Origin of the sequence: Bacillus sp. CGMCC 1.16607 (assembly GCF_042683745.1) — a bacterium.
Classification (GTDB): domain Bacteria; phylum Bacillota; class Bacilli; order Bacillales; family Cytobacillaceae; genus Pseudoneobacillus.
In genome coordinates this window covers 171,178-193,331 of sequence record NZ_JBHUJX010000008.1, presented here as the reverse complement: position 1 = coordinate 193,331, position 22,154 = coordinate 171,178, and the positions used below count along the sequence as shown (strand labels likewise).

Here is a 22,154-nt window from a genome sequence, read left to right as displayed (position 1 = left end):
TCACAATTCTCTGGAAACTTTTTGAACTTTTTTAAATTGAATTAGTTTTGTGTGTTAAAATGAACAAAAAAAGCTGAGGAGGTATTTACGATGAAACAATGGTCAAGAGAAATAGAAATTAACGCGTCAATCGAAGTGGTTTGGAGCTTATTTAACGGTTCACTTGAAGAAATGCAAAAAATCATGCCACAGGTGATTGAGAATAAACTGATTAAAGAAACTCCTGATAAAATCGGCAGTATTTATTTGCAAGTTTATCAGGAAGGGAAAAGAACACAACAATATGAAGTGAAAACATTAGACTATTTAGATACCGAAGATAAGAAAAAGTTAAAAATTGGCTTTAATCTTGCTAATATGTTCGATATTACAGCAGATTATGAATTAATAAAACTGGATGAATATAAAACATTATTTAAATATACAGCAACAAATAATCCATTAAAATGGTTTGTAAAACTTGCCGTCAAACTGGCAAACGATAAAATCGTTATTCAGTTTACTGAGCGAGTCAAGGAAGTTGCTGAAGAAAAGAGTAAAACTGCGATTCATTAATATTTTCGTAAAAAACCATGATCAAAGCAAAATTAATTAAGGTCATGGTTTTTTCTAAATTAAAACGGAAAACATTGTCCTTCATGGAGATTTAAAATAAATTCTTTTACTAACTCTTTTGTTGCTTCGATATCTCCCAGGTCCACAAGCTCTACAGGAGAATGGGCATAACGTGAAGGAATTGAAAGCACACCAGTAGGGATTCCCTTGTTTGCGTAATTTACAGCTCCTCCATCGGTCCCGATTCCTGGAAACACTTCTAATTGGAATGGAATATTCTTTTCTTTAGCTAATCTAACTAGCAAATCCTTCATAGTCTTATGTACAATTAAACTAAAATCTATTACTTTTATTCCTGTACCATTACCTAAAGCTAATGTTTGATCCATCATTTCTTCAGGAGTATCGCTTACTGCAGTTGTATCAATAGCAATTGCTGCATCTGCATCAAGATGTTCGGCAGCCGTCTTAGCTCCACGTAAGCCAACCTCCTCCTGAACAGAAAATAGAAATATTAATTCGCCTGCAAAGGAAACATGTTGTAGTTCTTCTATCACTTGAACTAGTACAGCACACCCAGCGCGGTCATCCAAAGATTTAGCCCTAACTCTTTGTTTGTTTTCTAGTCCAATCACTTGAAATTCTGACCCCCAAGTCACAGGTGTTCCAATTTCTATCCCAAGTTCAAGTACTTCTTCTTTTGAACTAACCCCAATATCAATATATAGTTGAGAATGTTTTCTTACTTTTGCAGGATCATCAAACTTTGCATAATGAGCTGATATGGTTCCAATCATTCCTGGAATCTCACCGTTCGCTCCCATTACTTTAACTGGCTGCGCCAATAATATTCGATCATCGTGCCCACCTAATTTCTCGAAACGGATTAAGCCATTTGCTTCTATCTTTTTTACAATGAATCCTACCTCATCCATATGTGCTGTTAATAGAACTGTAGGGCCGGCTTTATTCCCTTTTTTATAAGCTATGACATTTCCAACAGAATCAATTTTAACCTCATCCACTTTTTCACTTAAATACTCTTTCAAATAATAACTTACAGAGTGCTCGTAGCCACATGGTCCAGAAAGACTTGTAAGCGTTCTTAGTAATTCAATCATTACTCATTTCTCCCTTGACGTTTTATTTCTATACTCGAAATATTTATTCCACCCTATTATAATGAATGAATTTTCAGATTTCAACTGTATTATTCTAATACATAAGTTCACGTCTATAAGTTTTTAAAAAGAAAAAACGTCAAACTCATTTCATAGCTCAACGTTTTGTCTACTTTTCTATTTATTTTTTCCCAATTTGAATCGCCTTTTTAATATCCTTATAAGAATTTGATTTTCCGTACATAAGGACTCCACCACGATACACTTTCGCACCGAAAATGCCTAAAAATACAATTGTACCAATTAATATGAAAATACTTAAAGAAATCTCCCATACTGGTATGCTCAACATTCCAACACGTAAAAACATAATCATAGGTGTAAAAAATGGAATAAATGATGTAATTCTTACAAAGGATGCCTCTGGATTGCCTAAACCAAACATGGCTAGCATGAAACCTGCCACTACTAAGAGTGTCATTGGAGTTATCATTTGCTGAACATCCTCTATCCTGCTCACTAAGGATCCAAGGAATGCTGCAAGTGTTGCATAAAGAAAATATCCCAATACGAAAAAAATAACTGCATAGATAATAGTCATAATTGGTAAACTATTAAATCCAAATGCATCAAAAAATCCGCCTTCTAATGAGCTTAAGTTCTTTTTAACTGAAAAATAACCCACTGAAAGCTGAATGGCTAACTGAGTTAAACTTAGTAAACCGATCCCTAATATTTTGGCAAACATTTGCTTCACAGGCGAAACACTTGAAATTAAGATTTCCATTACCCTTGATGACTTTTCAGTTGCAACCTCCATAGCAATCATATTTGCGTACATAATAACAGAGAAGTAAATAATAAATAAAAGTACGTAGACAAGCCCACGGGCTTGATTAAGTTCTTCTTCGGTTTTAGCATCTTTTTCTAAAGCAATTTTCTCAAATTGGATAGGTTCATTAAGTTTTGCTAACTGTTCCATCGTTAAATTGATTTGGGATGCAGTTTCCATCATTTTCAATTGCTGGAGTGCTCTTTCAAGGCCACCAGAGATTTCTGTATCCGCCACACTATTTGCTTTATAGGTAGCAGCTGGCAAATGATCTTTATTATAAGAAAGCACTAATAAACCTTTATAATTACCCTCTTCAATCGATTTCTCTGCTTTTCTTTCAGAACCTTTAAAGATTTCAATTACAAGTTCTTTATCAATTGCTTTCATTTGTTCTTGAAGTGGAACTACTAACTGACCTGTTTCATCGATGACTGCAATTTTTTTCTCATCATTTGAATTAAAAGCATCAATGATTCGATTCATATTTGTTAAAGCGAGGAGTATCGCAACAGATATTACCGTTGTTACGATAAACGACTTTGTTTTTATTTTTGAAGCGTAGGTATGAAAAAGGATAATCCAGAACTTACTCATAAGCAGCACCTACTTTCTCGATAAAAATGTCATTCAAAGATGGCTCTTCAAGAGCAAATTTGCGAATAAATCCTTTACCAACCATTTCATTTAAAATGGTTGCAGATATTTCTTCGGATTCTATTTGGATATAAGCTCCCTCGGCCGTTGTTTTAAATCGTGTAATGCCTTTGATTTGTTTTATAAAATCAAGTGAAAAATCGGCATGAATGATTAGATTTTTCTTACCGAAGGATCTTTTGATTTCTTTCAATTCACCATGAACGACTGGTTTCCCTTTATGCATGATACATAAAAATTCACATAGTTCCTCGACATGCTCCATTCGATGACTAGAAAATACAATCGTTGTCCCATTTTTCTTTAAATCAAGAACCGCTTCCTTTAATAATTCAACATTGAGAGGGTCTAACCCGCTAAAAGGTTCATCTAAAATGAGTAGCTTTGGTTTATGTAGAACAGCTGAGATAAATTGAATCTTTTGTTGATTACCTTTTGAAAGCTCTTCTACCTTTTTATTCAAATATTCGGGAACTTTAAAGCGATCAAGCCAATAATTAAGTTCTTTTAGAGCTTCTTTCTTATTCATACCTCTTAATCTTGCTAAGTAAACTACTTGGTCGATAACCTTAAGTTTCGGATATAACCCTCTTTCTTCTGGTAAATAGCCGATTAAATGGCTGGTCGAATAGTTGATAGCTTTACCTTCCCATGTAATTTTTCCTTCATTCGCATCCAAAAGTCCTAGAATCATCCGAAAAGTCGTTGTTTTTCCAGCACCATTTGCACCTAGAAATCCAAAAATTTCACTGTCTGGAATTGTTAAGGATAAGTCACTAACAGCAGAAAACTGTCCAAACCGTTTGGTTACATTTTCTATTTTTAATACCATTTGTCTCTCCTCCTTTACCTTCTCTCTCTTTACGTTTAATTTTTGAAAAAGGGTTCATTTTTTTCGAAAATTATGTAAAAATAATATTAATTTGAATATTCATAAATGGAGGTTTTAGCAATGAAGACCTATAAATTAACGGCATTTGAAGCAAATGGTGAAAAGCTCCTAGATGAAGCCTTTCAAGCCTCTAATGATGGAGAGGCGAAGGCAAAAGGGGAACAACTCCTCCAAGAGAAGAATCTATTAGATAAAACTCATCGTTGTGTTTCACCAACTGGAAAATTAGTTTTATTTCATGTTTAGATTTTAAGAACAGGGCTGACAAATGAGTCAGCCCTGCTTTTTATTTCCCAATAAAATTTGGTTTTCTTTTTTCAACAAATGCTTGAATTCCTTCAAGATGGTCTTTTGTTTGTCTCATCTTATGTTGCCCTAGTTTTTCTAATTCAAGAATCTGCAGTAGTTTGGCTATGTTATTTTCTGCGAATATTTTCTTTGTTTGGAGCATAGCTCTAATAGGTGAATGAAGCCACTGAGAAACTTTTAGATTCACACTATCTGACAGCTCACCTTCTGTTACCTCATCTATAAGTCCGATTTGTAATGCCGAGGAAGCTGACATGACTTTTCCTTCCCAAATAAGCTTTTTTGCTTTAACTTCTCCAAGACGTTTTTCTAAAAAGAAATGGGAGCCACCATCAGGGATTAAGCCAATCCCTATAAAATTCATTGCTAATTTACTTTCTACATCAGCAATTACATAATCTGTTGCAAGGGCAAGACTTAGCCCAAGACCTGCAGCAGCCCCAGAAATCGCACTAACTGTCAGTTTAGGCAGGCTATAAAGTGTTATTAACAATTCATTAATATCATCCATAATCGAATAGAAATCTTGATCATTACTAAGCTCTAGCATCGATTTAATGTCTCCACCGGCCGAAAAAGCTTTTTCATTTCCAGTCAAAATAATAATATCAATGTCAGCTAATTTACTAATTTCTTTCAGCTTAACAATTAATCCTTTAATCAATTCACCATTAAGTGCATTCATTGCCTCTGGCCTATTCATCTCAACTGTTGCCACTCGATTATTCACCTTTAACAGCACCAATTCTGTTGTATCCTTCACCAACCAAACCCCTCCTAAAATCTGAATCTTCATTCATTATAAAATGAATCACAACAAAAAGTAATCTTTTTCTGAATAATCATTCATTTATCTTTAACACAGTAAAGCGCTGGGGGACATTCCCCCAGCGCTTTATTGTGTTAAATTATTCTTGCAGATTTCCCATAGGGCCGAAGAATTCATAGTGGATACGATCTTCAGCCACACCTAGTTGGAGTAATGCTTGGTATACAGCTTTCATAAATGGAACAGGTCCACAGAAATAATATTCTGCTCCTTTTGTGTCAGTATTTTCACCTAACCATTCGCGGGTGACATAACCTTCAACATCAAATTGTTTCTTTTTTCGATCTTCTTCGGTTGGATCATTATAGAAAACAAAAGATTTGATATTTTCTTTCTCACTTACACCAGCCACTTCATCTCTTAGAGCATGGACTTTACCATTTGCCGCTGCATGAATAAAGGTTACATCTCTAGTTGGTTGATTTTCCACAACCGTATTTAACATACTAACCATTGGAGTTAAACCGACTCCACCACTTAACAATACAACTGGAGTTTGTTTTCCTATGTCGAGGACAAAGTCCCCTGCTGGAGCACTTATTTCTAAAACATCCCCTTCATTTACTTGATCATGGAGATAATTCGAAACCATTCCATCTGTATACTCCGGACTAACCTCTTTCTTCACACTGATGCGATAGTATCCCTTTCCTGGTGCATCCGAAAGACTATATTGACGAATATGAGTATTTTCTTCACCTTCAATTTCCATCTTCACACTAATATATTGTCCTGGAGTAAAATGAGCAATTTCTTTACCATCTTCTGGTTTCAAGTAAAATGAAGTAATGACTTCACTTTCAATGATTTTTTTATCGACAATGAAACGACGGAATCCATCCCATCCACCTTCTTGATTTTTCGCTTCATCATACATTTCTGCTTCGATACTTATAAATGCATCTGCAATGACATTATACGCTTCAGCCCATGCATTAATTATTTCATCTGTAGCAGCATCTCCAAGTACATCCTTTATAGCTAGTAATAGATGTTTTCCGACAATCGGATAATGTTCTGGCAAGATCCCTAAACTTCTATGTTTATGAGCAATTTGCTTAACAACAGGTACGATCGCTTCAAGATTGTCTATGTACTTAGCAGCAGCATAAACCGTACTTGCAAGAGCTTTTTGCTGTCTACCTTGTTTTTGATTCGCGTGGTTAAAAATATTTAATAATTCAGGATGATTGCCAAACATTAATTGATAAAAACGAGTTGTGATCTTTTCACCATGTTCTTCTAAAACGGGTACAGTTGATTTTACAATTTCTATTTCTTTTTGATTTAGCAAAATAAACACTCCTTCAATGTTTCTTTCTAACGTTGCCATAGTGATTATAAGCAAAATGTTATTTTAAGAAAGTGATATAAATCACACCTAAAATAAAAATAGCGCTGCCAAATATTTAAGCACCGCTTTTTTCATTTCTAATCCTCATTAGAATGGATCAAATCCACAAGCTTCTCTAAACCATCAAGTAATCTTGGAGATGGTCGGCAATAAAGCTCTTCTTCAAGAATGAGGATTCGGTCTTCTGATATGTTTTCCAATTGATCAAATCCTACTCGTTTTTTTACGTTACTTTTTTGAACTTTTTCCTTCCGAACTCCCACCCAAGCTAAACAAATAAAATCAGGATTTCTCTTTATAACATCTTCCCAGTCAGTCTGAACGCTTGCTAAATCTACATCATCATATAAATTTCTTGCCCCTGCAGCAGCAGATATTTCCGTTAACCAGTTTTGCTTCCCAGGAGTAAAAATCGGTTTCGGCCACCACTCCCAATAAAGAGACGGTCGAATTCCTGCGGATGCATGTTTCTGTTTGATTTTTTCTAACCTAGTACGAAAATGTTTTGCCGCCTCAATACCATATTCAAGTAAACCAAGTGCTTCTGCCGTTTTCAATAGATCTGATTCAATATCTGATAATGATTGCGGATTTAAAACGATGTGAGGGATACCAAGTTCGATTAAAGCCTCAACATTTTTCTCCATACCTGGAACACTTAAAGAAGCCAAAACTAGATCTGGATTTAATTGTTGCACAAGCTCCATATTAATTGACAAATCAGGGCCTAATTTGGGCAAATGTTCTATTGATTTTGGCCAATCCGAGAAGTCATCTACTCCAACAAGATAGTGCGTTAATCCTAAGTATTCCATTATCTCTGTATTACTAGGACATAAAGACACGACCTTCAATTCACCCTTAATACTTTTAGATTTTTCTATTTCAATTTCATCAAACTTTTCAATCATATAGAATGTCCTTCCTTCTCATCCAAGTTACCACTATCATATACTTTTCAAAATTTTTAAAAAAGGGGGACAAAAAAAAAGGCCAATCCGAAGATCTGACCTCTTACATTTTAAGCAGCAATATCTCTTTTTCTGAAAATAATCCAGGACAATGCGTTGAAACCGATGAAATAGATGATAAGCATGATGATAGAAAACGTCATCGTCATTCCTTCCACAAGCGGAACCCCATCAATATACTGAGTTAAATCCATGTTTGCAAAAAGAATATACTTAGCCCAATCAAACTTCATCGAAATTAAATGAGTTAATTGACTTCCCATAAACATTAAGAAGATGGCTAAACCGATTGCTAATGAACTGCTGCGGAATACAGATGATATCATAAATGCAAATGTAACCATCATGATTAACTGGATTGAATTTAGACCATAAATACTTAAAATATGACTAAGCATGGAAACTTCAACAACTTTTCCACTCGAGTAAGCAAGGTGCGGTAGGTTTAAATGACCAAATCCATATACTATTCCACCTATTAACATCGATGTTAAGAGTAAAACCACCAACAAAAATAAAGCAAATAGAATGGTAGAGATGTATTTTGCTAGCAATATTTTCCCTCTAGAGGCTGGTCGAATCAATAGCAATTTAATTGTTCCCCATGAAAATTCTGAGGCAACAGAACCCGCAGCCACAATAACCGTAAATAAAGTAATAAAGGTGATGATTTCAGCTGCATCTAATGTATAGCCCCATAGGGTTGAACCCTCAAGAGGCGCAATATTATGTTCAAGTCGATATTTATTAATTTCTAATTGCTTTTCTTGCATTTTTTTAAACGCTTTTGGTATATCAGGGTTTGCAACATCTGCTTCTAATTGTTTAGTTGTTGCACTTAATTCCGTTTTCCAATCACTATTTTTATTGTTATTTCCGAGTTTCGAGCTTAAAATAGCCCCTGCAACCGTAGCCAAAATTAGTAAACCGATCATTACCCACGTACCGACACGTCGATATATTTTCATATTTTCATTTTGTATTAACCCAATTAAACTAGCCAATGTTCGTACCTCCTGTTACCTCTAAGAATCGGTCTTCCAACGTTTTCTTTAATGGAGTTATTCCATAAATTTGAATGTCGTTTTCAGCTAACACCTTTACAAGTCTTGGGATTTCTGTTCTTGCAGTTGATACTTCTAAGCCTTCATTTGTTTCTTTTGATGTCACGCCACATTTCTCTTTCAGTACACTTACAGCATCTGTTTTTGGTTCTACTGAGAATAAATGTAGATCAGATTCCATTTCATTAACAAAATCATTCATCGATTTCACTTCGACAAGTGAACCTTGTTGAATAATAGCAATGCGATCGCACATCATTTCCATCTCGGAAAGCAAATGACTCGAAACAATCACGGCTAGGCCTTCTTCACGGGCCAGTTTTCTTAAATAATCTCGTATTTCACGGATTCCAGCTGGGTCTAAACCGTTTGTTGGTTCATCTAAAATAAGCAACTTTGGTTTATGCAGTAATGCTTGAGCTAGACCTAATCGTTGTCTCATCCCTAGAGAATAAGTCTTTACCTTGTCATGAATACGATTTTGCAAGCCTACTAATTCAATCACTTCATCAATTCTTTGCTTTGTGATCCCTTTATGCATTCTAGCAAAATGGATAAGATTTTGATAACCAGTGAGGAATTTATACATTTCTGGGTTTTCGACAATTCCACCCACAAACTGAATCGCTTCCTCATAATTATTTTTAACACTTTTGCCTGAGATAACTATTTCTCCCTCTGTTATCGCCATTAAGCCAACCATCATTCGAATCGTCGTTGTTTTCCCTGCTCCGTTTGGACCTAAGAAACCAAATACTTCCCCTGGATAAACATCAAAGCTTAACCCTTTAATAATTTCTTTCTTGCCTATTTTTTTCTTTACATTCCTCAACTGTACTAAGGATTCCATTATTTTCCCTCCTCATAGCTATTCAGCTTTTTAAACCAATCTAAAATATTCATGCCTGTTGTTTCATGGATCGTCGCAACATCTTCACGAGCAATCACTTTCCCTTTTTTCAGGACAATGACCTCATCTAATAAAGGTTCTATATCAGCAATTTCGTGAGTAGTGATGATAATCGTTTGATTATCAATATCTACAAATGATAGTAACCCTTTAATGATAGATTCCCTAACCATTGGATCCATTCCCGAAAAAGGTTCATCCAATAAAATATACGGCACATTCCTACCAAGAGTGATAGCCATACGCATTCTGCTACGATTACCTTTGGAAAGCTCCTTAACCTTTAGACCTCCATCTAAATTCATAAAGGAAAGGACATCATAGGCCCTTTGGCGATCAAAATCTGGAAATTGTGTAGAAAAAAAGTCAATCGTTTCTGAAACAGTAAAGCCAGAATAATAAGCGTCTAATTCTGATAAATAGGCAACTTTTTCTGCACTTCTCCTTGTCACAGTTTGGCTATTCAATGTTACCGATCCTTTTGATGGCTTCAGCAGACCACACATCAGCTTAAGGATTGTAGATTTTCCACTTCCGTTTTCACCAATTAATCCGACAATTCCCCCTTGCCTTACATTCCATGTAAATGGGTGTAAGGCAATCTTTGAACCATACATTTTTGTAACTTGATCAAACACGATCATTTGGAGTTTCCTCCTCTCCTGCTACTTTCTTTAATACTTCAATCATTTCAACCAACGTAAAGCCCATTTCAGTCATGCTAACAGTAAACTCACGGACAAGATCAAGTTGTAAACTCTTTCTTAAGTCTGACAATATTACCTCATTTTCAGTTACAAAGGTTCCTTGCCCACGCCGTGTTTCCACTGTATTCATCCTTTCTAATTCGCTATATGTTCGTTGAACTGTATTTGGATTTACACCTGATTGAATGGCCATTTCTCGTACAGATGGTAGTTTTTCACCTGACTTGATTTCTCCACGGATGATCTGACGGTGAATTCGGTCAACAAGTTGAAGATAGATCGGTTTAGTTCCATGGAAATCCTCACCCATGTTTTACACCTCCACCTTCTTGTCAATTAAGTAACAAGAAAAACAGAAAAGAAAAACGGACTTTCCTATTCGATAAAGGGCATCACCAAAATAGAATGTTACATCTCTTCCAACACTCGTATCACTACCAGAAAACGAAATGGATTCTGTAATCGGTAGAGAAATTTGAAACCAAGACGTCATGAATTTAAAGAAAGCAGATTGTTCAAAAAAGTTTACTGCAATAAAAAGAATGAGGATCATAAAAACAAGTGTTAAGCCCTGAAATCTTCTAATGTATTTTTTCTGCCAAAGATTTAGAGCAGTAAAGAAGAAAACTAATATCCCTAAAGAAAACGAGCCTAAAAATAGTAAAATTGTGGATCCAATGGTATTTTCAATCGTGAATAAATTCACATAGTCTAATTTATCAGCCACTAATTCATAGGAAAGCCTAGTTGTAATAGCCACAATTGTAAAAGAAAAAATGTACCCAACGAAAGTGATAATGTACTTAGCTGTCACTAGACTAGAAATTCTTTGTGGTGTATGGAGCCACATTTGAAGTTGCTTCGTCTCTCCATGAATGCTAATACCGAAAAAAACGCAAAAATAAAAGACATGTAAAAATAGAAAAACAACATTTGTTATAAAAAATATCATTGGTTCCTCAAATCGCAAACTTAGAAAATAAGCAAGTATTTGAATGGTAACTAAAATAGCGAGACCGACTAACATACTTAGCCGAGATAGCTTCCATTCTTTTTTGAGTAATCCAACAAAGGCATCCATATGCATCCCTCTCTTCCTTTTTGAAACATCTTAGTGTTCTAGTTAGATAGTACACTAACACATAAACACTGGCAATAGTTTTTTAAAATTTTTCCAAAAAAAATAAAGCAGCCAATAAAATGATTGGGCTGCTTAAAGGAATTATTTATGGTTTTACTGATTGTCCTTCTTCGACGATATGATATAGAAGATGGGCAAGATGATGTATAGGACCATGTACTTCTTCATCTTCATTCTCTTCTTCATCTATCTCTTCATTAAATTCTAAATCATTTAAATATAAAGCCATAAACTCGTAAAAGTCTTTCATTTGGAAAGAATAGCAGGCTGCAGGATCTTCATTATCTTCTTCATATTGAAGAACCATATGTGATACATCCCCATCGTTGTCTTCCGCATCAAAAAACACAAAAAAGCCCATATTTGTATCAAGATCAAATAAATGTCTTGTCCCTCCCTCTGTTGCTTTTTGAAAATCCTCTTCATTTAATTTTTGAATTTGCATCGCGTCGACATTATCTTCTTTATGAAAATTTACGACAAAAGAATTCATTATAAAACCTCCGTTTTAGGATGATGACGTAAATAATATACCCTTCTTCGCTGAAATTTATTGTTTAGATTTTTCCGAGATATAGATCAGATTGATTTAGCTTACTTTTTTTCTACCTAATCAAGTTGTAAAATAGAATTAGAAAGGAAGTGGTTCGATGGCGATTGTTTTGCCTCATATTGAAGACTCCAACATAACCAAATATATTCCTCCAAAAGGTGACTTCGAAGTATTTCGTGATGAAGCACATTATGCAGATAAAGTTAGGGAATGGGGACTTAGCACAACAAAAGAAGTAAAAAAAGAGTTTTGGTACAAAGATAAAACACAGCAAAGATTAGTATCTATAAAAGGTTACGAAACTTTCGGTAAGGCAACAGAGTATAATACTCTTATTATCGAATTCCAAGATGGTCATCTATCTTGCATTCATCCTGCCTACTTGAAAGAAATGCAGTCTTCCAGTTTCGGTAAAGAAAGCAAAACCTTGGATACTGCAGATTCAACCGAAGCAATTGTGATAGAGCCCGAACTTAAGAACGAAGTGACTCCGGAAATCCCAAAAACGACTCCAGAAAAGAAAGAAACGCAACTGCCTAAAGTAAAAAAGGAAAAACCAGCTAAACTAGTGCTCCCAGAAGAAAAAGTTCACTTTACTGGGACGGTAAAACAATTCGCAATGAGCTGGAACCATTTCAACGAGGAAAACGACGAAGTAGTTGTACTTGAGAACGTCCGAATTGAACAAGAGGAAGCAATCGAAGTAGGTCTTGCTTGGTGTGCTCATAGTAAAACCTTGAAAAAGTTCGAACTAAAACCAGGTGAAAACCTTGAATTTGATGGGAAAATTGTTAAAAAGACCTTACCTAAAGGGAAAGATGTGGAGGAAGAGGAATTCCGTTTGGAGTTTTCAGTTACATATAAAATTAATAATCCTTCTAAGATTGAGAAGAGATAGATGGAGAAATTCGCAAATTAAAATAAGCAGACCTAGTTTTAATCACTTAGGTCTGCTTTATCCTTTTACTCACCTAAATCAACATTATGGTACACTTGCTGAACATCATCCAAGTCTTCTAATGCATCAATAAGCTTCTCAAATTTTGCTATTGCATCTTCTGGGAGAGTTACATCATTTTGAGCAAGCATCGTTAATTCGGCAACCGTAAATTCGGTGATGCCGACACTCTTTAATGCTTCTTGTACAGCATGGAATTGGTCAGGCTCAGCATATACAATCACTGATTCATCCTCTTCAATAATGTCGCGAACTTCTACGTCAGCTTCCATTAAAATTTCAAGTACTTCATCCGCGGATTTGCCTTCAAGGCCGATAACAGCTGTAGCATCAAACATATAAGCTACCGAACCACTTACTCCCATATTCCCACCGTTTTTTCCAAAAGCAGCACGAACATCTGAAGCTGTACGGTTAACGTTATTTGTAAGAGCGTCAACGATGATCATTGAACCACTTGGCCCAAACCCTTCATAACGTAGTTCAGAATAGCTTTCTTCTGAACCACCTTTTGCTTTTTCAATCGCACGGTCTATAATATGTTTCGGAACATTGTACGTTTTTGCACGCTCAAGGACAAATTTTAAAGCTTGGTTCGATTCTGGATTTGGTTCACCTGATTTTGCTGCTACATAAATTTCAACTCCAAATTTCGCATAAATACGACTTGTATTTGCATCCTTTGAAGCCTTCTTCTCTTTAATATTGTTCCATTTACGGCCCATTATGAACACTCGCTTTCAACTTTGAATCTACACTAAATTATTATAAAGTAATAAATTGTATATTCAACACTTTTTCAAAATAATATTATACCTTTGGTGGTTCATTTGTTAAGTGGTTAATGTTGTAAGTGAAATCTAATGATCAAGCCGTTCAATAATAGTCGCATTTGCCATTCCGTGCCCTTCACACATTGTTTGAAGGCCGTAACGTCCACCAGTTCGTTCAAGCTCATGCATCATGCTCACCATTATACGAGCTCCGCTTCCTCCGAGTGGATGACCTAGGGCAATCGCTCCACCATTTGGATTGAGCTTTCTTGGGTCCGCTCCTATTTCTTTTAGCCATGCCAATGGAACGGGAGCAAAGGCTTCATTGACTTCGAATACATCAATATCTTCAATAGAAAGGGCAGATTTCTCCAAAATTTTAACTGTGGCATGTATTGGTCCTGTCAGCATTAGTGTCGGATCCGAACCCACTACCACTCTTGTGTGAACTGAAAATCTTGGCTTTAATCCTAGCTCCTCAGCTTTCTCACGAGACATAAGCAGCAAAGCAGCCGCTCCATCGCTAATCTGACTAGAATTTCCGGCATGAATGACTCCGTCCTCTATAAAAGCTGGTTTTAGCTTCGATAACGCCTCAAGCGAAGTCTCCTTACGAGGTCCAGAATCTTCACTAATTATGGTCATTTGACCATCTGGCAATGTCACTTTAATCGGAAAGATCTCTTTTGTAAAGTATCCCTCCATCTGTGCATTTAACGCCTTTTGGTGACTTTCAACTGAAAATTGATCAAGTTGTTCACGGGTAAATCCATATTTCGCTGCGATCCTTTCCGCTGAAATACCTTGATGTATCATTTCATGCTGTTCCCCAAGTTTTTCACTTATTGACGCTCCCTGATAATTTGATCCTATCGGTGTACGAGACATACTTTCTACTCCACCTGCTATGACCACATCCATGTCACCTGAAAGAATAGCCTGTGCTGCAAAGTGAACTGCTTGCTGGCTAGAACCACATTGCCGGTCAATCGTTGTTCCTGGAACAGTAATCGGAAACCCAGCAATTAAAGCTGCTACCCTGGCAATATCACCTGCTTGTTCCCCCGATTGAGTTACGCACCCTAAGATCACATCATCTACTTGATTTGGGTCGATACCCGCTCGATTGACAAGTTCCCTTAAAGTAGCCCCTGCTAAATCATCGGGTCGAATATCTTTAAGAACCCCATTTTTTCTACCTACCGGTGTACGTACACCTTCCACAATAACTACTTCACGCATATTCCATTCCCCTTTTTTCTAAAAAATTTGTCACAGTCCCTCAGCTTTTTCTCTATATTCCATTATACTAAATTTTCAGACTATACATATTTAAATGTAGATTGAAAATACCCGTTGTGAAACATTGAGTTCTTTACTTCACTATGATAATTTTTAAAGAAACGAAAAGATTTGGGGGTTTCAAAATTGGTAGATGTATTTACAGAAATTAATATAAAGAATTCTCTTGAAAAAGTTTCGGAATATGCAGCAAATCCCGACAATGCGCCTAAATGGTATGTAAATATAAACTCAGTTGAATGGCGAACAGCTAAGCCATTAACACTAGGCTCTCAAATTGCTTTCAAAGCAGAATTTTTAGGTCGAGATCTTTCATATGTTTACGAAATTGTAGAGTATTTTCCGAGTCAAAAACTTGTCATGAGAACAGCTGATGGACCGTTTCCCATGGAGACTACATATACATGGGAAGCACTAGGGGATGATCTTACACGAATGACTTTAAGAAACAAGGGAATCCCAACAGGGTTTTCAAAATGGTTCGCTCCATTTATGTCCACAATGATGAAAAAGGCAAACAAGAAAGACTTAAAAAAAATAAAGGACATTCTTGAAAATTAGAGGGAAGTACAATGGTTCCGGATAGCGTTAGAACCGCTTTCCATACATAAATGAATCTAAAAAAATCGACTATCCCATTTTGAGATAGTCTCTAAACAAATTTATGGCTTAAGTACTACCTTTATACAATCATCTTCTCGATTGTTAAAGATTTGATAACCGTAGCTTGCCTCTTCAAGGGGCATTTTGTGCGTAATAATTTCCTTCGGATCAAATTCTTTATTCATTATTTTTTCAAATAAGGTTGGCATGAAATGAATGACTGGTGCTTGCCCCATTTTTAAGTTAATATTTCTAGCAAAGAAGGCACCTAAAGGAAACAAATTATAATTTCCCCCATACACTCCGGTAAGTTGAACAGTTCCATATTTCCTAACCGCTTTTGTAGAAATTTGAATTGGTCCAAGGGTTCCTCCTTGGAGTTTTAACTTTTGTTCCAAAAACTCTAGAGGTGATTTTTTTCCATCCATCCCGACACAATCAATGACCACATCTGCTCCACCATGAGTAATTTCTTTCAAATGCTCACCCATATCAGGATATTTTGTGAATTCATAAACCTCAACATTGTTCATCTTTTTGGCATGATTCATTCGATAATTCAAATAATCAACGGCTATCACTCGCTTAGCACCTTTCATCCAAGCAAATTTTTGAGTCATTAAACCAACTGGGCCGCATCCAAGCACAATAACCGTATCCCCAGATTTCACCCCAGCATTTTCTACACTCCAATAGGCCGTAGGTAGAACATCAGATAAGAAGAGAAGGGATTCATCCTCTAATTCACAGGATTCAGGGATAACAAAGGGGGTAAAGTTACCAAACGGCACTTTTAAATATTCAGCCTGACCACCTGGATGGTTTCCGTACTTCTCTGAATAGCCAAAATAACCCCCGGAATCGTAATGTGGATTCGAATTATCACATTGACTTTCCATTTCATGTTGACAATAAAAACATTGACCACATGCAACATTAAAAGGAATGACAACCCGATCACCTTTTTTTACTTTTGTTACCTCTGGTCCTATTTCTTCAACAATACCCATTGGTTCGTGACCAATAATATACCCAGGAGGTAAAGGCATGTTCCCTTGATACAAATGCAAATCTGAACCGCAAATAGCTGTCGATGTAATTCTAACAATTATATCGTCTTTTTTTTCTAATTTGGCATCTTCTACTTGATCAACTATTACATTTTTCGGTCCATGATAAGTTACAGCTTTCATTTTTATCTCCTATCTAGTATTGGCTTTTTTATGTTTATTTTGTCATTCAATTGAAAGTAATATTCCGTAATCAAGTACCGTATTCCAAACTTAGAAAATTAACATCGTTTCCAAAATAAGTTTCTAAAAAAACGCCACCACAGGAATCCGAAAAGCAATACCTGTGGTGGCGTTTGTTCATCATTTCTTCTGTCCAATCTCTTCTCGAACAGAATCTCTTAGAGCCCTCTTTAAAAACTTTCCAACCGATGTTTTCGGAATTTCTTTTAAAAATAGTATTTCATCTGGGAGCCACCATTTTGCAAATTGTGGTGCTAAAAATTGAACGAGCTCTTCTTTTGTTGTTTTTCCGATATAGGAATCCTTTAATACGACACAAGCAACTGGACGTTCCTGCCACTCTTTATGAGGAACAGCGACTACCGCTGCTTCAAAAACAGCTTCATGTGCCATCAACGCATTTTCTAAATCAACAGAGGAGATCCATTCACCACCGCTCTTAATTAAATCTTTTGTTCGATCAACGATTTTGACGTAGCCTTCCTCATCAATGGTGACGACATCCCCAGTATGAAGCCATCCATCACGGAATGCTTCATCTGACCTCTCATCCTTATAATATTCGGAAGCAATCCAAGGACCACGGATCGTCAGTTCACCCATTTCCTTACCATCCCAGGCAACTTCACCATCTTTACCAATGACTTTCATTTCTAAGCCCGGAACCAATATGCCCTGTAACGCCTTTATATTGATTTTTTCCTCCTGGGAAAGATCTTCCTGATAGCTTTTTAATGTTGAAATGACGACAAGAGGGCTTGTTTCAGTCATTCCATAAGCATGCATAAAAGGAATTTTATGCCTTTGCTCGAATGCTTGGATCATTCCACGTGGAGCTGCAGAACCCCCACATAGAATGGATCTAAGACTACCCATATCATAATTGCCTTCATCCAATTCCTTCAGTAGACCTAACCAAATTGTTGGTACACCTGCTGTTATCGTAACCTTTTCCTGTTCAATCAGCTCGGCAATGATCTTCGGTGTGAAGTATGGTCCTGGTAAAACTAATGTCGTACCAAACCAAACTGAAGCAAAAGGTAGACCCCATGCATTTACATGGAACATTGGAACGACAGGCAGTGCAATATCCTTTTCACTTACAGCTGCACTATCTGCCATCCCAAGTGCCATGCTATGTAAATAAATACCACGATGTGAGTAGATGACCCCTTTTGGATTTCCAGTCGTGGCGGAAGTGTAGCACATTCCCGCCGGATCATTTTCCCCAATATCATCAGGATATTCATAATTAGGGTCCGCTTCTTCAAGCAATTTTTCATAATGATAAACAGGTGAAAGGGTGGTGTCAGGAAGCTCATCTTCATCCGTCATAATAATATAGGCTTTAACTGTTTGTAGACTGTCAGCTATTTTTTCAATAAGTGGTAGGATATCTGAATCGATTAGTAAAACCTGATCTTCTGCATGGTTTATAATGTAGGAAATATGCTGCGCGGAAAGTCTAATGTTGATCGTATGGAGAACGGCACCACTACACGGAATGGCAAAATACGCTTCTAAATGGCGGTGATGGTTCCAAGCTAATGTTCCAACTTTGTCCCCTCTTTCCACTCCTAATGTTTGTAAAGCACTAGCAAGCTTTCGCGTTCTTTCACCGATTTCTTTATAAGTAAAACGTTGTATTCCCTTTGTCGTTCTTGAGATGACCTGTTTTTTAGGAAAATACTTCTCGGCCCGTTTAATCATTTGTGTCATCGTCAATGGAGTGTTCATCATATTAACTTCCCCCTTTTTAGTAAGCGCTTTCTACAAAAAAGACTGCTTGTTTCATTGTATGAGACATTTGGATCATTTCATTCTATTAAAAATTATTTAATTTATCAGTCTGAAAATTCAGACAATTAAACTCTATCATATTTTAACTAATTTGGGAATGCGAAAAATACAAAAAAGCACTTGCCTCCATCAATCGGCAAGTGCTTTGTCAGAAGTGAATATTTCTTCTAATATATTTATTTTCTTTTTCGTGTATTCTTCAAAGCTTTCATTGTACGTTTTCGGGTCTTTTGGGTTGGAGAACTGTTGGATTTTTCCTGTTTTAGGATGAATGAATTTGCTTGCTGCCCCACAACCTAGTCCAATGATCGTTTGAACTTCTTCCATAATGATAATATTATAAATACTTTCTTGACCTGGGAACGCGTAACCTACATTCTCTAAATTGCCAAGAATATTTTTCTGACGATATAAATAGTACGGATTATAGCCGTGTTCATGTGTCCATTTTTCGGCTAATTCCATCATCTGTTCCACTTCGCTACGGTCTGCAACTTGATATTTTTGCTTATTTTGTGTCATTTCGGAAGCTCTTTTAAACGAAAGTGTGTGAACGGTCAATGATTCAGGCATTAATTTTTCTGTTTCATTTAATGTATGAGTGAATTCTGGAACTCCTTCACCTGGTAAACCAATAATTAAATCCATATTGATATTATTCATTTCCATTTGTCGCGCCAAGTGGAACTTTTCAATTGTTTCTTCAACGGTATGATGACGACCAATCGCCTTTAATGTTTCTTGTATATACGATTGCGGATTAACACTAATACGGTCGATATTCCACTTTTTCAAAACATTTAATTTATCAGGTGTGATCGTGTCAGGTCTACCTGCTTCAACCGTTATTTCACGAATGTGTTCAACTTCCGGAAAGGATTGGTATACTTCTTCATAAAGCATATCCATCTCTTCAGCGGTAATACTTGTCGGGGTTCCTCCGCCATAGTATACAGTCGTGATCTTTATTCCCTTTTCCTTCAACCACTTTCCTGTCTCTCGAACTTCGTAATGAAGCCCACCAAGGAAGGAGTCAACGGAACCTTGGCGACCATTAATCGCATAGGCAGGAAATGTACAATATGCACATTTGGTTGGGCAGAATGGTATCCCGATATAAATGCTGACTTCATTTTGTAAATCGTATAGGTCAGGAACAACCGCAAGCTGGCGATCAACGATATGCTGCATCAATTGAATTTTTTCATCGGAAATTAAGTACTGCTCTTTCAATTGTGAATGGGCCAGCTCCTGCGGAACGCCTTCTTGAACTTTTTTGTGTAGGAGCTTTGTTGGTCTGATTCCAGTCAGAAATCCCCACTTTTGAGTTATTCCTGTATAGTCCTGAAGAACTTTCAAATAAACTGAGAGGACCGTATTTTTGATTTCTTTCCAACGTTCCTTATCATTATCCGTATCCGTTAGTTCTTTCTGGGTACTTGATGAAAAGGTTTCGTTCCCATTTGCGAAAAGAGTTACTACGACCTTCATATCGACATTCATACTTAAGTCTATATTTATTTTTAAATCTGATTCCATAACGGGATCAAAAACAAGTACTGTTTCTTCAAAAAACAAATTCGCAATCAATTGCAAAGGGCGATGAAATCGATCATCCTCTATGCCAGTTATCAATATTTGCAATGCAATCACCTTTCTAAGAAAAGCGCAAACGCCTTGATCAGCCCCGACAAGCAAATGCTTCGCCACCCAGAAAGTCGTTCTTTGACTTTTTGGGTGGCGAACATTTGACCTCGAGGTCGACAAAAGCGCGACGTCCTGTCGCATTGTCGACACTAGTACTTCCTGTACGTCGGGGCTAGGACGCTTGCGCTGGACATTTTTCAAAGTCTAAAAAAATTATTCATTCTAAACTCAAAATAAGCTTACTTAAGTGTATCGGAACCCATTTAGGAGGTCAACAAGAAGAAATCGGCAGGTGAATAGAAAAAGGCTAAACCATGGACACTCCATTTGATTTAGCCTTTCATTCTATTTTTTTAAAATGTTCATCTTTCGGAGAAATTCAATCGGATGCTGTTTACGGAAGTGTTCTTTTACCATATAAGTGACTCCATGCTGATTATTTGAACGGGTGACCCAATCAGCTGCTTTCTTGACTTCAAAAGAGGAATTCCCCATAGCTACTCCTAGTCCAACTGCATCAATCAATGGAATATCATCCGAGTCATCTCCAATATAAACCATTTGTTTACTTGTTAGCCCCAGATGTTCACCTAAGTATAATAGCCCATTTAACTTGGAAACTCCTGCCGGAACGATTTCTAGTCTCAATTTATTTATCTTAACTGAGTCGATTTCAATGTACATTCCCTTCAAAGCTTGCACAACATCATCTAAGTCTTCTTCATCTTCGAAATAGGCTTCAATTTTAGATGGGGTCATTGGATTATCCGTTAAAGCTTCACTAACAGAATCAACAAATTGATGAGGATAAAAGGCGGGATCCGCCGAAGAAAAAATCGTTTTTGCCATCAAATTATTCGATAGCTTGGATCGATTTCCCAACGAATACTCCTCATTGACTAATCGAATTTGACATTCAAACCCTTCTAATAATCTTGATATTTCAAAAGCAACATCTTCTTCTAATCTTTTCACAAATATAGGTTTTTCGTCTGTACTCGAAATATACGAACCTCTACTTGTAACGATTGGTATATTTATTTTTAATGTATTGGCTAATTTCTTTGCAAAAGGAAAGCTTCGTGATGTGACAAGTGTAACATCCACTCCCTTATGCTGAACGTATTGGATGGCCTCTTTGGCGGAACGATGGAGTCTGCTATTGGATTGCAATAACGTCCCATCAATATTTATAGCTAATAAGCGGAATATCATAAGATTATGCCCCCTGTTCTAGTTGTAAATCTCCATAAATCATTTTTATGTATAAAAACGAACAAATAGAACATTGTAACTTTAAGGTAAGGTGGGACTATACAAAAAAAGCCGACAGAGTCAGCTTTCCTACATACTACTATTCCATTGGGCCGTACAAGTCTTCCAACGGCATCATAATGATACGATTTAGTTCGCCAATGATCATACTCATTCTTTGTTCTGCTTCCATCAGTTTCGCAATCGTTGCATGCTGACCAACAAGGGCAACCGTTTTTTGAGCATGCTGTACTTCTTCTTCTGTAATATCGTAGCCCATCATTTGCTTTTGTTGAAGCTCCATTTGAATGTTACGGAAGTTTTCAAACATTCTTTTAGCTGTTTCATCCTTATACACTTCATCATACATCTTTCTTAACTGAGCATACTCAGCACTATTACGGATTGCTTTTTCCATATCATAAGCTGCATCATACAAATTGGTCATCCGAAACACTCCTTCTCTTTTAGGCACTTTTCCCACTATATCAAACTATGTGTAAAAATGCGAAACGTTCCCTTTAATTAATAAGGAAAGTAAGCGTTAATAAAACCGATTATTGCTATTCCCAATCTACATTTACATTTACATTTACATTTCTAACTATTCACCACTCTAGGCGTTTGTTCATACGATACTATATCAATTTTGCCTAATTAATATTATAA

General features: G+C 36.5%; 23 protein-coding genes. 4 read left to right on the top strand and 19 right to left on the bottom strand.

Features of this window, described 5'->3' with window-relative positions; translation table 11 throughout:
• The first annotated feature begins 90 nt into the window (after positions 1-90).
• Complete coding sequence (locus ACFSO7_RS03750) at positions 91-555, top strand: SRPBCC family protein (RefSeq protein ID WP_377875432.1); 465 nt, start codon at positions 91-93, stop codon at positions 553-555.
• A gap of 59 nt (positions 556-614) precedes the next feature.
• Here the strand turns inward: ACFSO7_RS03750 and ACFSO7_RS03745 are convergent, their stop codons facing one another.
• The 3 genes from ACFSO7_RS03745 to ACFSO7_RS03735 all read right to left on the bottom strand — a co-directional run bounded on the left by ACFSO7_RS03745 (position 615) and on the right by ACFSO7_RS03735 (position 3,997).
• On the bottom strand, positions 615-1,676 hold the full coding sequence (locus ACFSO7_RS03745) for a M42 family metallopeptidase (protein ID WP_377875431.1): 1,062 nt from the start codon (positions 1,674-1,676) through the stop codon (positions 615-617).
• A 181-nt stretch (positions 1,677-1,857) separates the two neighbouring features.
• Positions 1,858-3,105, bottom strand: a complete 1,248-nt coding sequence (locus ACFSO7_RS03740) for an ABC transporter permease (protein ID WP_377875429.1) — start codon at positions 3,103-3,105, stop codon at positions 1,858-1,860.
• Positions 3,098-3,997 carry an ABC transporter ATP-binding protein gene (locus tag ACFSO7_RS03735; RefSeq protein WP_377875428.1) on the bottom strand — a complete coding sequence of 300 codons (900 nt, stop codon included), beginning with the start codon at positions 3,995-3,997 and terminating at the stop codon, positions 3,098-3,100. Before ACFSO7_RS03735 ends, ACFSO7_RS03740 begins: the two co-directional genes overlap by 8 nt.
• A gap of 120 nt (positions 3,998-4,117) precedes the next feature.
• On the opposite strand from ACFSO7_RS03735, the gene ACFSO7_RS03730 reads away from it, so the two are divergent.
• The gene (locus ACFSO7_RS03730) at positions 4,118-4,303 is read left to right on the top strand and encodes a YhzD family protein (RefSeq protein ID WP_377875427.1); all 186 of its coding nucleotides are present in this window, start codon (positions 4,118-4,120) and stop codon (positions 4,301-4,303) included.
• Positions 4,304-4,343: 40 nt separating this feature from the next.
• On the opposite strand, the gene ACFSO7_RS03725 is transcribed toward ACFSO7_RS03730, so the two are convergent.
• From ACFSO7_RS03725 to ACFSO7_RS03685, 9 genes are all read right to left on the bottom strand, one after another.
• Entirely contained in the window at positions 4,344-5,162 is an 819-nt protein-coding gene (locus tag ACFSO7_RS03725; protein ID WP_377875426.1) for an enoyl-CoA hydratase, read from the bottom strand.
• Positions 5,163-5,274: 112 nt separating this feature from the next.
• On the bottom strand, positions 5,275-6,528 hold the full coding sequence (gene hmpA / locus ACFSO7_RS03720) for an NO-inducible flavohemoprotein (protein WP_377875425.1): 1,254 nt from the start codon (positions 6,526-6,528) through the stop codon (positions 5,275-5,277).
• Between the two features lie 98 nt (positions 6,529-6,626).
• Positions 6,627-7,403, bottom strand: coding sequence for a cobalamin-binding protein (locus ACFSO7_RS03715; protein WP_377876432.1), 777 nt, complete (start codon positions 7,401-7,403; stop codon positions 6,627-6,629).
• 167 nt (positions 7,404-7,570) lie between these two features.
• Positions 7,571-8,524 carry an ABC transporter permease gene (locus tag ACFSO7_RS03710; protein WP_377875423.1) on the bottom strand — a complete coding sequence of 318 codons (954 nt, stop codon included), beginning with the start codon at positions 8,522-8,524 and terminating at the stop codon, positions 7,571-7,573.
• A complete protein-coding gene (locus tag ACFSO7_RS03705; protein WP_377875421.1) occupies positions 8,517-9,434 on the bottom strand; it encodes an ABC transporter ATP-binding protein in 918 nt (305 codons plus the stop codon). The genes ACFSO7_RS03710 and ACFSO7_RS03705 overlap by 8 nt, the downstream gene beginning before the upstream one ends.
• Entirely contained in the window at positions 9,434-10,138 is a 705-nt protein-coding gene (locus tag ACFSO7_RS03700; protein ID WP_377875419.1) for an ABC transporter ATP-binding protein, read from the bottom strand. The genes ACFSO7_RS03705 and ACFSO7_RS03700 overlap by 1 nt, the downstream gene beginning before the upstream one ends.
• On the bottom strand, positions 10,125-10,511 hold the full coding sequence (locus ACFSO7_RS03695) for a GntR family transcriptional regulator (RefSeq protein ID WP_377875417.1): 387 nt from the start codon (positions 10,509-10,511) through the stop codon (positions 10,125-10,127). The genes ACFSO7_RS03700 and ACFSO7_RS03695 overlap by 14 nt, the downstream gene beginning before the upstream one ends.
• A 3-nt stretch (positions 10,512-10,514) precedes the next feature.
• Complete coding sequence (locus ACFSO7_RS03690; protein ID WP_377875415.1) at positions 10,515-11,282, bottom strand: hypothetical protein; 768 nt, start codon at positions 11,280-11,282, stop codon at positions 10,515-10,517.
• 145 nt (positions 11,283-11,427) lie between these two features.
• Positions 11,428-11,835, bottom strand: a complete 408-nt coding sequence (locus tag ACFSO7_RS03685; protein WP_377875413.1) for a cytosolic protein — start codon at positions 11,833-11,835, stop codon at positions 11,428-11,430.
• Positions 11,836-11,992: 157 nt separating this feature from the next.
• Between ACFSO7_RS03685 and ACFSO7_RS03680 the strand changes: the two genes are divergently transcribed.
• A complete protein-coding gene (locus ACFSO7_RS03680) occupies positions 11,993-12,793 on the top strand; it encodes a hypothetical protein (RefSeq protein ID WP_377875411.1) in 801 nt (266 codons plus the stop codon).
• A 65-nt stretch (positions 12,794-12,858) separates the two neighbouring features.
• Here the strand turns inward: ACFSO7_RS03680 and ACFSO7_RS03675 are convergent, their stop codons facing one another.
• Together ACFSO7_RS03675 and ACFSO7_RS03670 are read right to left on the bottom strand one after the other, a co-directional pair.
• Complete coding sequence (locus ACFSO7_RS03675; protein WP_377875409.1) at positions 12,859-13,578, bottom strand: YebC/PmpR family DNA-binding transcriptional regulator; 720 nt, start codon at positions 13,576-13,578, stop codon at positions 12,859-12,861.
• Positions 13,579-13,713: 135 nt separating this feature from the next.
• Positions 13,714-14,868 (bottom strand): thiolase family protein, encoded by a 1,155-nt coding sequence (locus ACFSO7_RS03670; protein WP_377875407.1) that lies wholly within the window; start codon positions 14,866-14,868, stop codon positions 13,714-13,716.
• A 186-nt stretch (positions 14,869-15,054) separates the two neighbouring features.
• Here ACFSO7_RS03670 and ACFSO7_RS03665 point away from each other — a divergent pair, with 186 nt between their 5' ends.
• Positions 15,055-15,489, top strand: coding sequence for an SRPBCC family protein (locus ACFSO7_RS03665; RefSeq protein WP_377875406.1), 435 nt, complete (start codon positions 15,055-15,057; stop codon positions 15,487-15,489).
• 101 nt (positions 15,490-15,590) lie between these two features.
• Here ACFSO7_RS03665 and ACFSO7_RS03660 read toward each other — a convergent pair whose 3' ends face one another.
• The 5 genes from ACFSO7_RS03660 to ACFSO7_RS03640 all read right to left on the bottom strand — a co-directional run bounded on the left by ACFSO7_RS03660 (position 15,591) and on the right by ACFSO7_RS03640 (position 21,933).
• The gene (locus tag ACFSO7_RS03660; RefSeq protein WP_377875404.1) at positions 15,591-16,724 is read right to left on the bottom strand and encodes a zinc-dependent alcohol dehydrogenase; all 1,134 of its coding nucleotides are present in this window, start codon (positions 16,722-16,724) and stop codon (positions 15,591-15,593) included.
• A 180-nt stretch (positions 16,725-16,904) separates the two neighbouring features.
• Positions 16,905-18,524: a long-chain fatty acid--CoA ligase gene (locus ACFSO7_RS03655; RefSeq protein WP_377875402.1), complete on the bottom strand. Its 1,620-nt coding sequence runs from the start codon at positions 18,522-18,524 to the stop codon at positions 16,905-16,907.
• 189 nt (positions 18,525-18,713) lie between these two features.
• A complete protein-coding gene (locus ACFSO7_RS03650; RefSeq protein WP_377876430.1) occupies positions 18,714-20,228 on the bottom strand; it encodes a coproporphyrinogen III oxidase in 1,515 nt (504 codons plus the stop codon).
• 348 nt (positions 20,229-20,576) lie between these two features.
• Entirely contained in the window at positions 20,577-21,446 is an 870-nt protein-coding gene (locus ACFSO7_RS03645; RefSeq protein WP_377875400.1) for a Cof-type HAD-IIB family hydrolase, read from the bottom strand.
• Positions 21,447-21,585: 139 nt separating this feature from the next.
• Positions 21,586-21,933 carry a YlbF/YmcA family competence regulator gene (locus tag ACFSO7_RS03640; RefSeq protein ID WP_377875398.1) on the bottom strand — a complete coding sequence of 116 codons (348 nt, stop codon included), beginning with the start codon at positions 21,931-21,933 and terminating at the stop codon, positions 21,586-21,588.
• Between the last annotated feature and the right edge of the window lie 221 nt (positions 21,934-22,154).

What these genes read in the sequence shown, in the direction of transcription:
- ACFSO7_RS03670 (WP_377875407.1), bottom strand. Translation starts at nt 14,868, where the DNA reads ATGCGTGAAGTAGTTATTGTGGAAGGTGTACGTACACCGGTAGGTAGA.
- ACFSO7_RS03725 (WP_377875426.1), bottom strand. Translation starts at nt 5,162, where the DNA reads ATGAAGATTCAGATTTTAGGAGGGGTTTGGTTGGTGAAGGATACAACA.
- ACFSO7_RS03690 (WP_377875415.1), bottom strand. Translation starts at nt 11,282, where the DNA reads ATGGATGCCTTTGTTGGATTACTCAAAAAAGAATGGAAGCTATCTCGG.
- hmpA (WP_377875425.1), bottom strand. Translation starts at nt 6,528, where the DNA reads ATGGCAACGTTAGAAAGAAACATTGAAGGAGTGTTTATTTTGCTAAAT.
- ACFSO7_RS03735 (WP_377875428.1), bottom strand. Translation starts at nt 3,997, where the DNA reads ATGGTATTAAAAATAGAAAATGTAACCAAACGGTTTGGACAGTTTTCT.
- ACFSO7_RS03680 (WP_377875411.1), top strand. Translation starts at nt 11,993, where the DNA reads ATGGCGATTGTTTTGCCTCATATTGAAGACTCCAACATAACCAAATAT.
- ACFSO7_RS03730 (WP_377875427.1), top strand. Translation starts at nt 4,118, where the DNA reads ATGAAGACCTATAAATTAACGGCATTTGAAGCAAATGGTGAAAAGCTC.
- ACFSO7_RS03645 (WP_377875400.1), bottom strand. Translation starts at nt 21,446, where the DNA reads ATGATATTCCGCTTATTAGCTATAAATATTGATGGGACGTTATTGCAA.
- ACFSO7_RS03700 (WP_377875419.1), bottom strand. Translation starts at nt 10,138, where the DNA reads ATGATCGTGTTTGATCAAGTTACAAAAATGTATGGTTCAAAGATTGCC.
- ACFSO7_RS03685 (WP_377875413.1), bottom strand. Translation starts at nt 11,835, where the DNA reads ATGAATTCTTTTGTCGTAAATTTTCATAAAGAAGATAATGTCGACGCG.
- ACFSO7_RS03640 (WP_377875398.1), bottom strand. Translation starts at nt 21,933, where the DNA reads ATGACCAATTTGTATGATGCAGCTTATGATATGGAAAAAGCAATCCGT.
- ACFSO7_RS03750 (WP_377875432.1), top strand. Translation starts at nt 91, where the DNA reads ATGAAACAATGGTCAAGAGAAATAGAAATTAACGCGTCAATCGAAGTG.
- ACFSO7_RS03675 (WP_377875409.1), bottom strand. Translation starts at nt 13,578, where the DNA reads ATGGGCCGTAAATGGAACAATATTAAAGAGAAGAAGGCTTCAAAGGAT.
- ACFSO7_RS03660 (WP_377875404.1), bottom strand. Translation starts at nt 16,724, where the DNA reads ATGAAAGCTGTAACTTATCATGGACCGAAAAATGTAATAGTTGATCAA.
- ACFSO7_RS03740 (WP_377875429.1), bottom strand. Translation starts at nt 3,105, where the DNA reads ATGAGTAAGTTCTGGATTATCCTTTTTCATACCTACGCTTCAAAAATA.
- ACFSO7_RS03655 (WP_377875402.1), bottom strand. Translation starts at nt 18,524, where the DNA reads ATGATGAACACTCCATTGACGATGACACAAATGATTAAACGGGCCGAG.
- ACFSO7_RS03695 (WP_377875417.1), bottom strand. Translation starts at nt 10,511, where the DNA reads ATGGGTGAGGATTTCCATGGAACTAAACCGATCTATCTTCAACTTGTT.
- ACFSO7_RS03745 (WP_377875431.1), bottom strand. Translation starts at nt 1,676, where the DNA reads ATGATTGAATTACTAAGAACGCTTACAAGTCTTTCTGGACCATGTGGC.
- ACFSO7_RS03705 (WP_377875421.1), bottom strand. Translation starts at nt 9,434, where the DNA reads ATGGAATCCTTAGTACAGTTGAGGAATGTAAAGAAAAAAATAGGCAAG.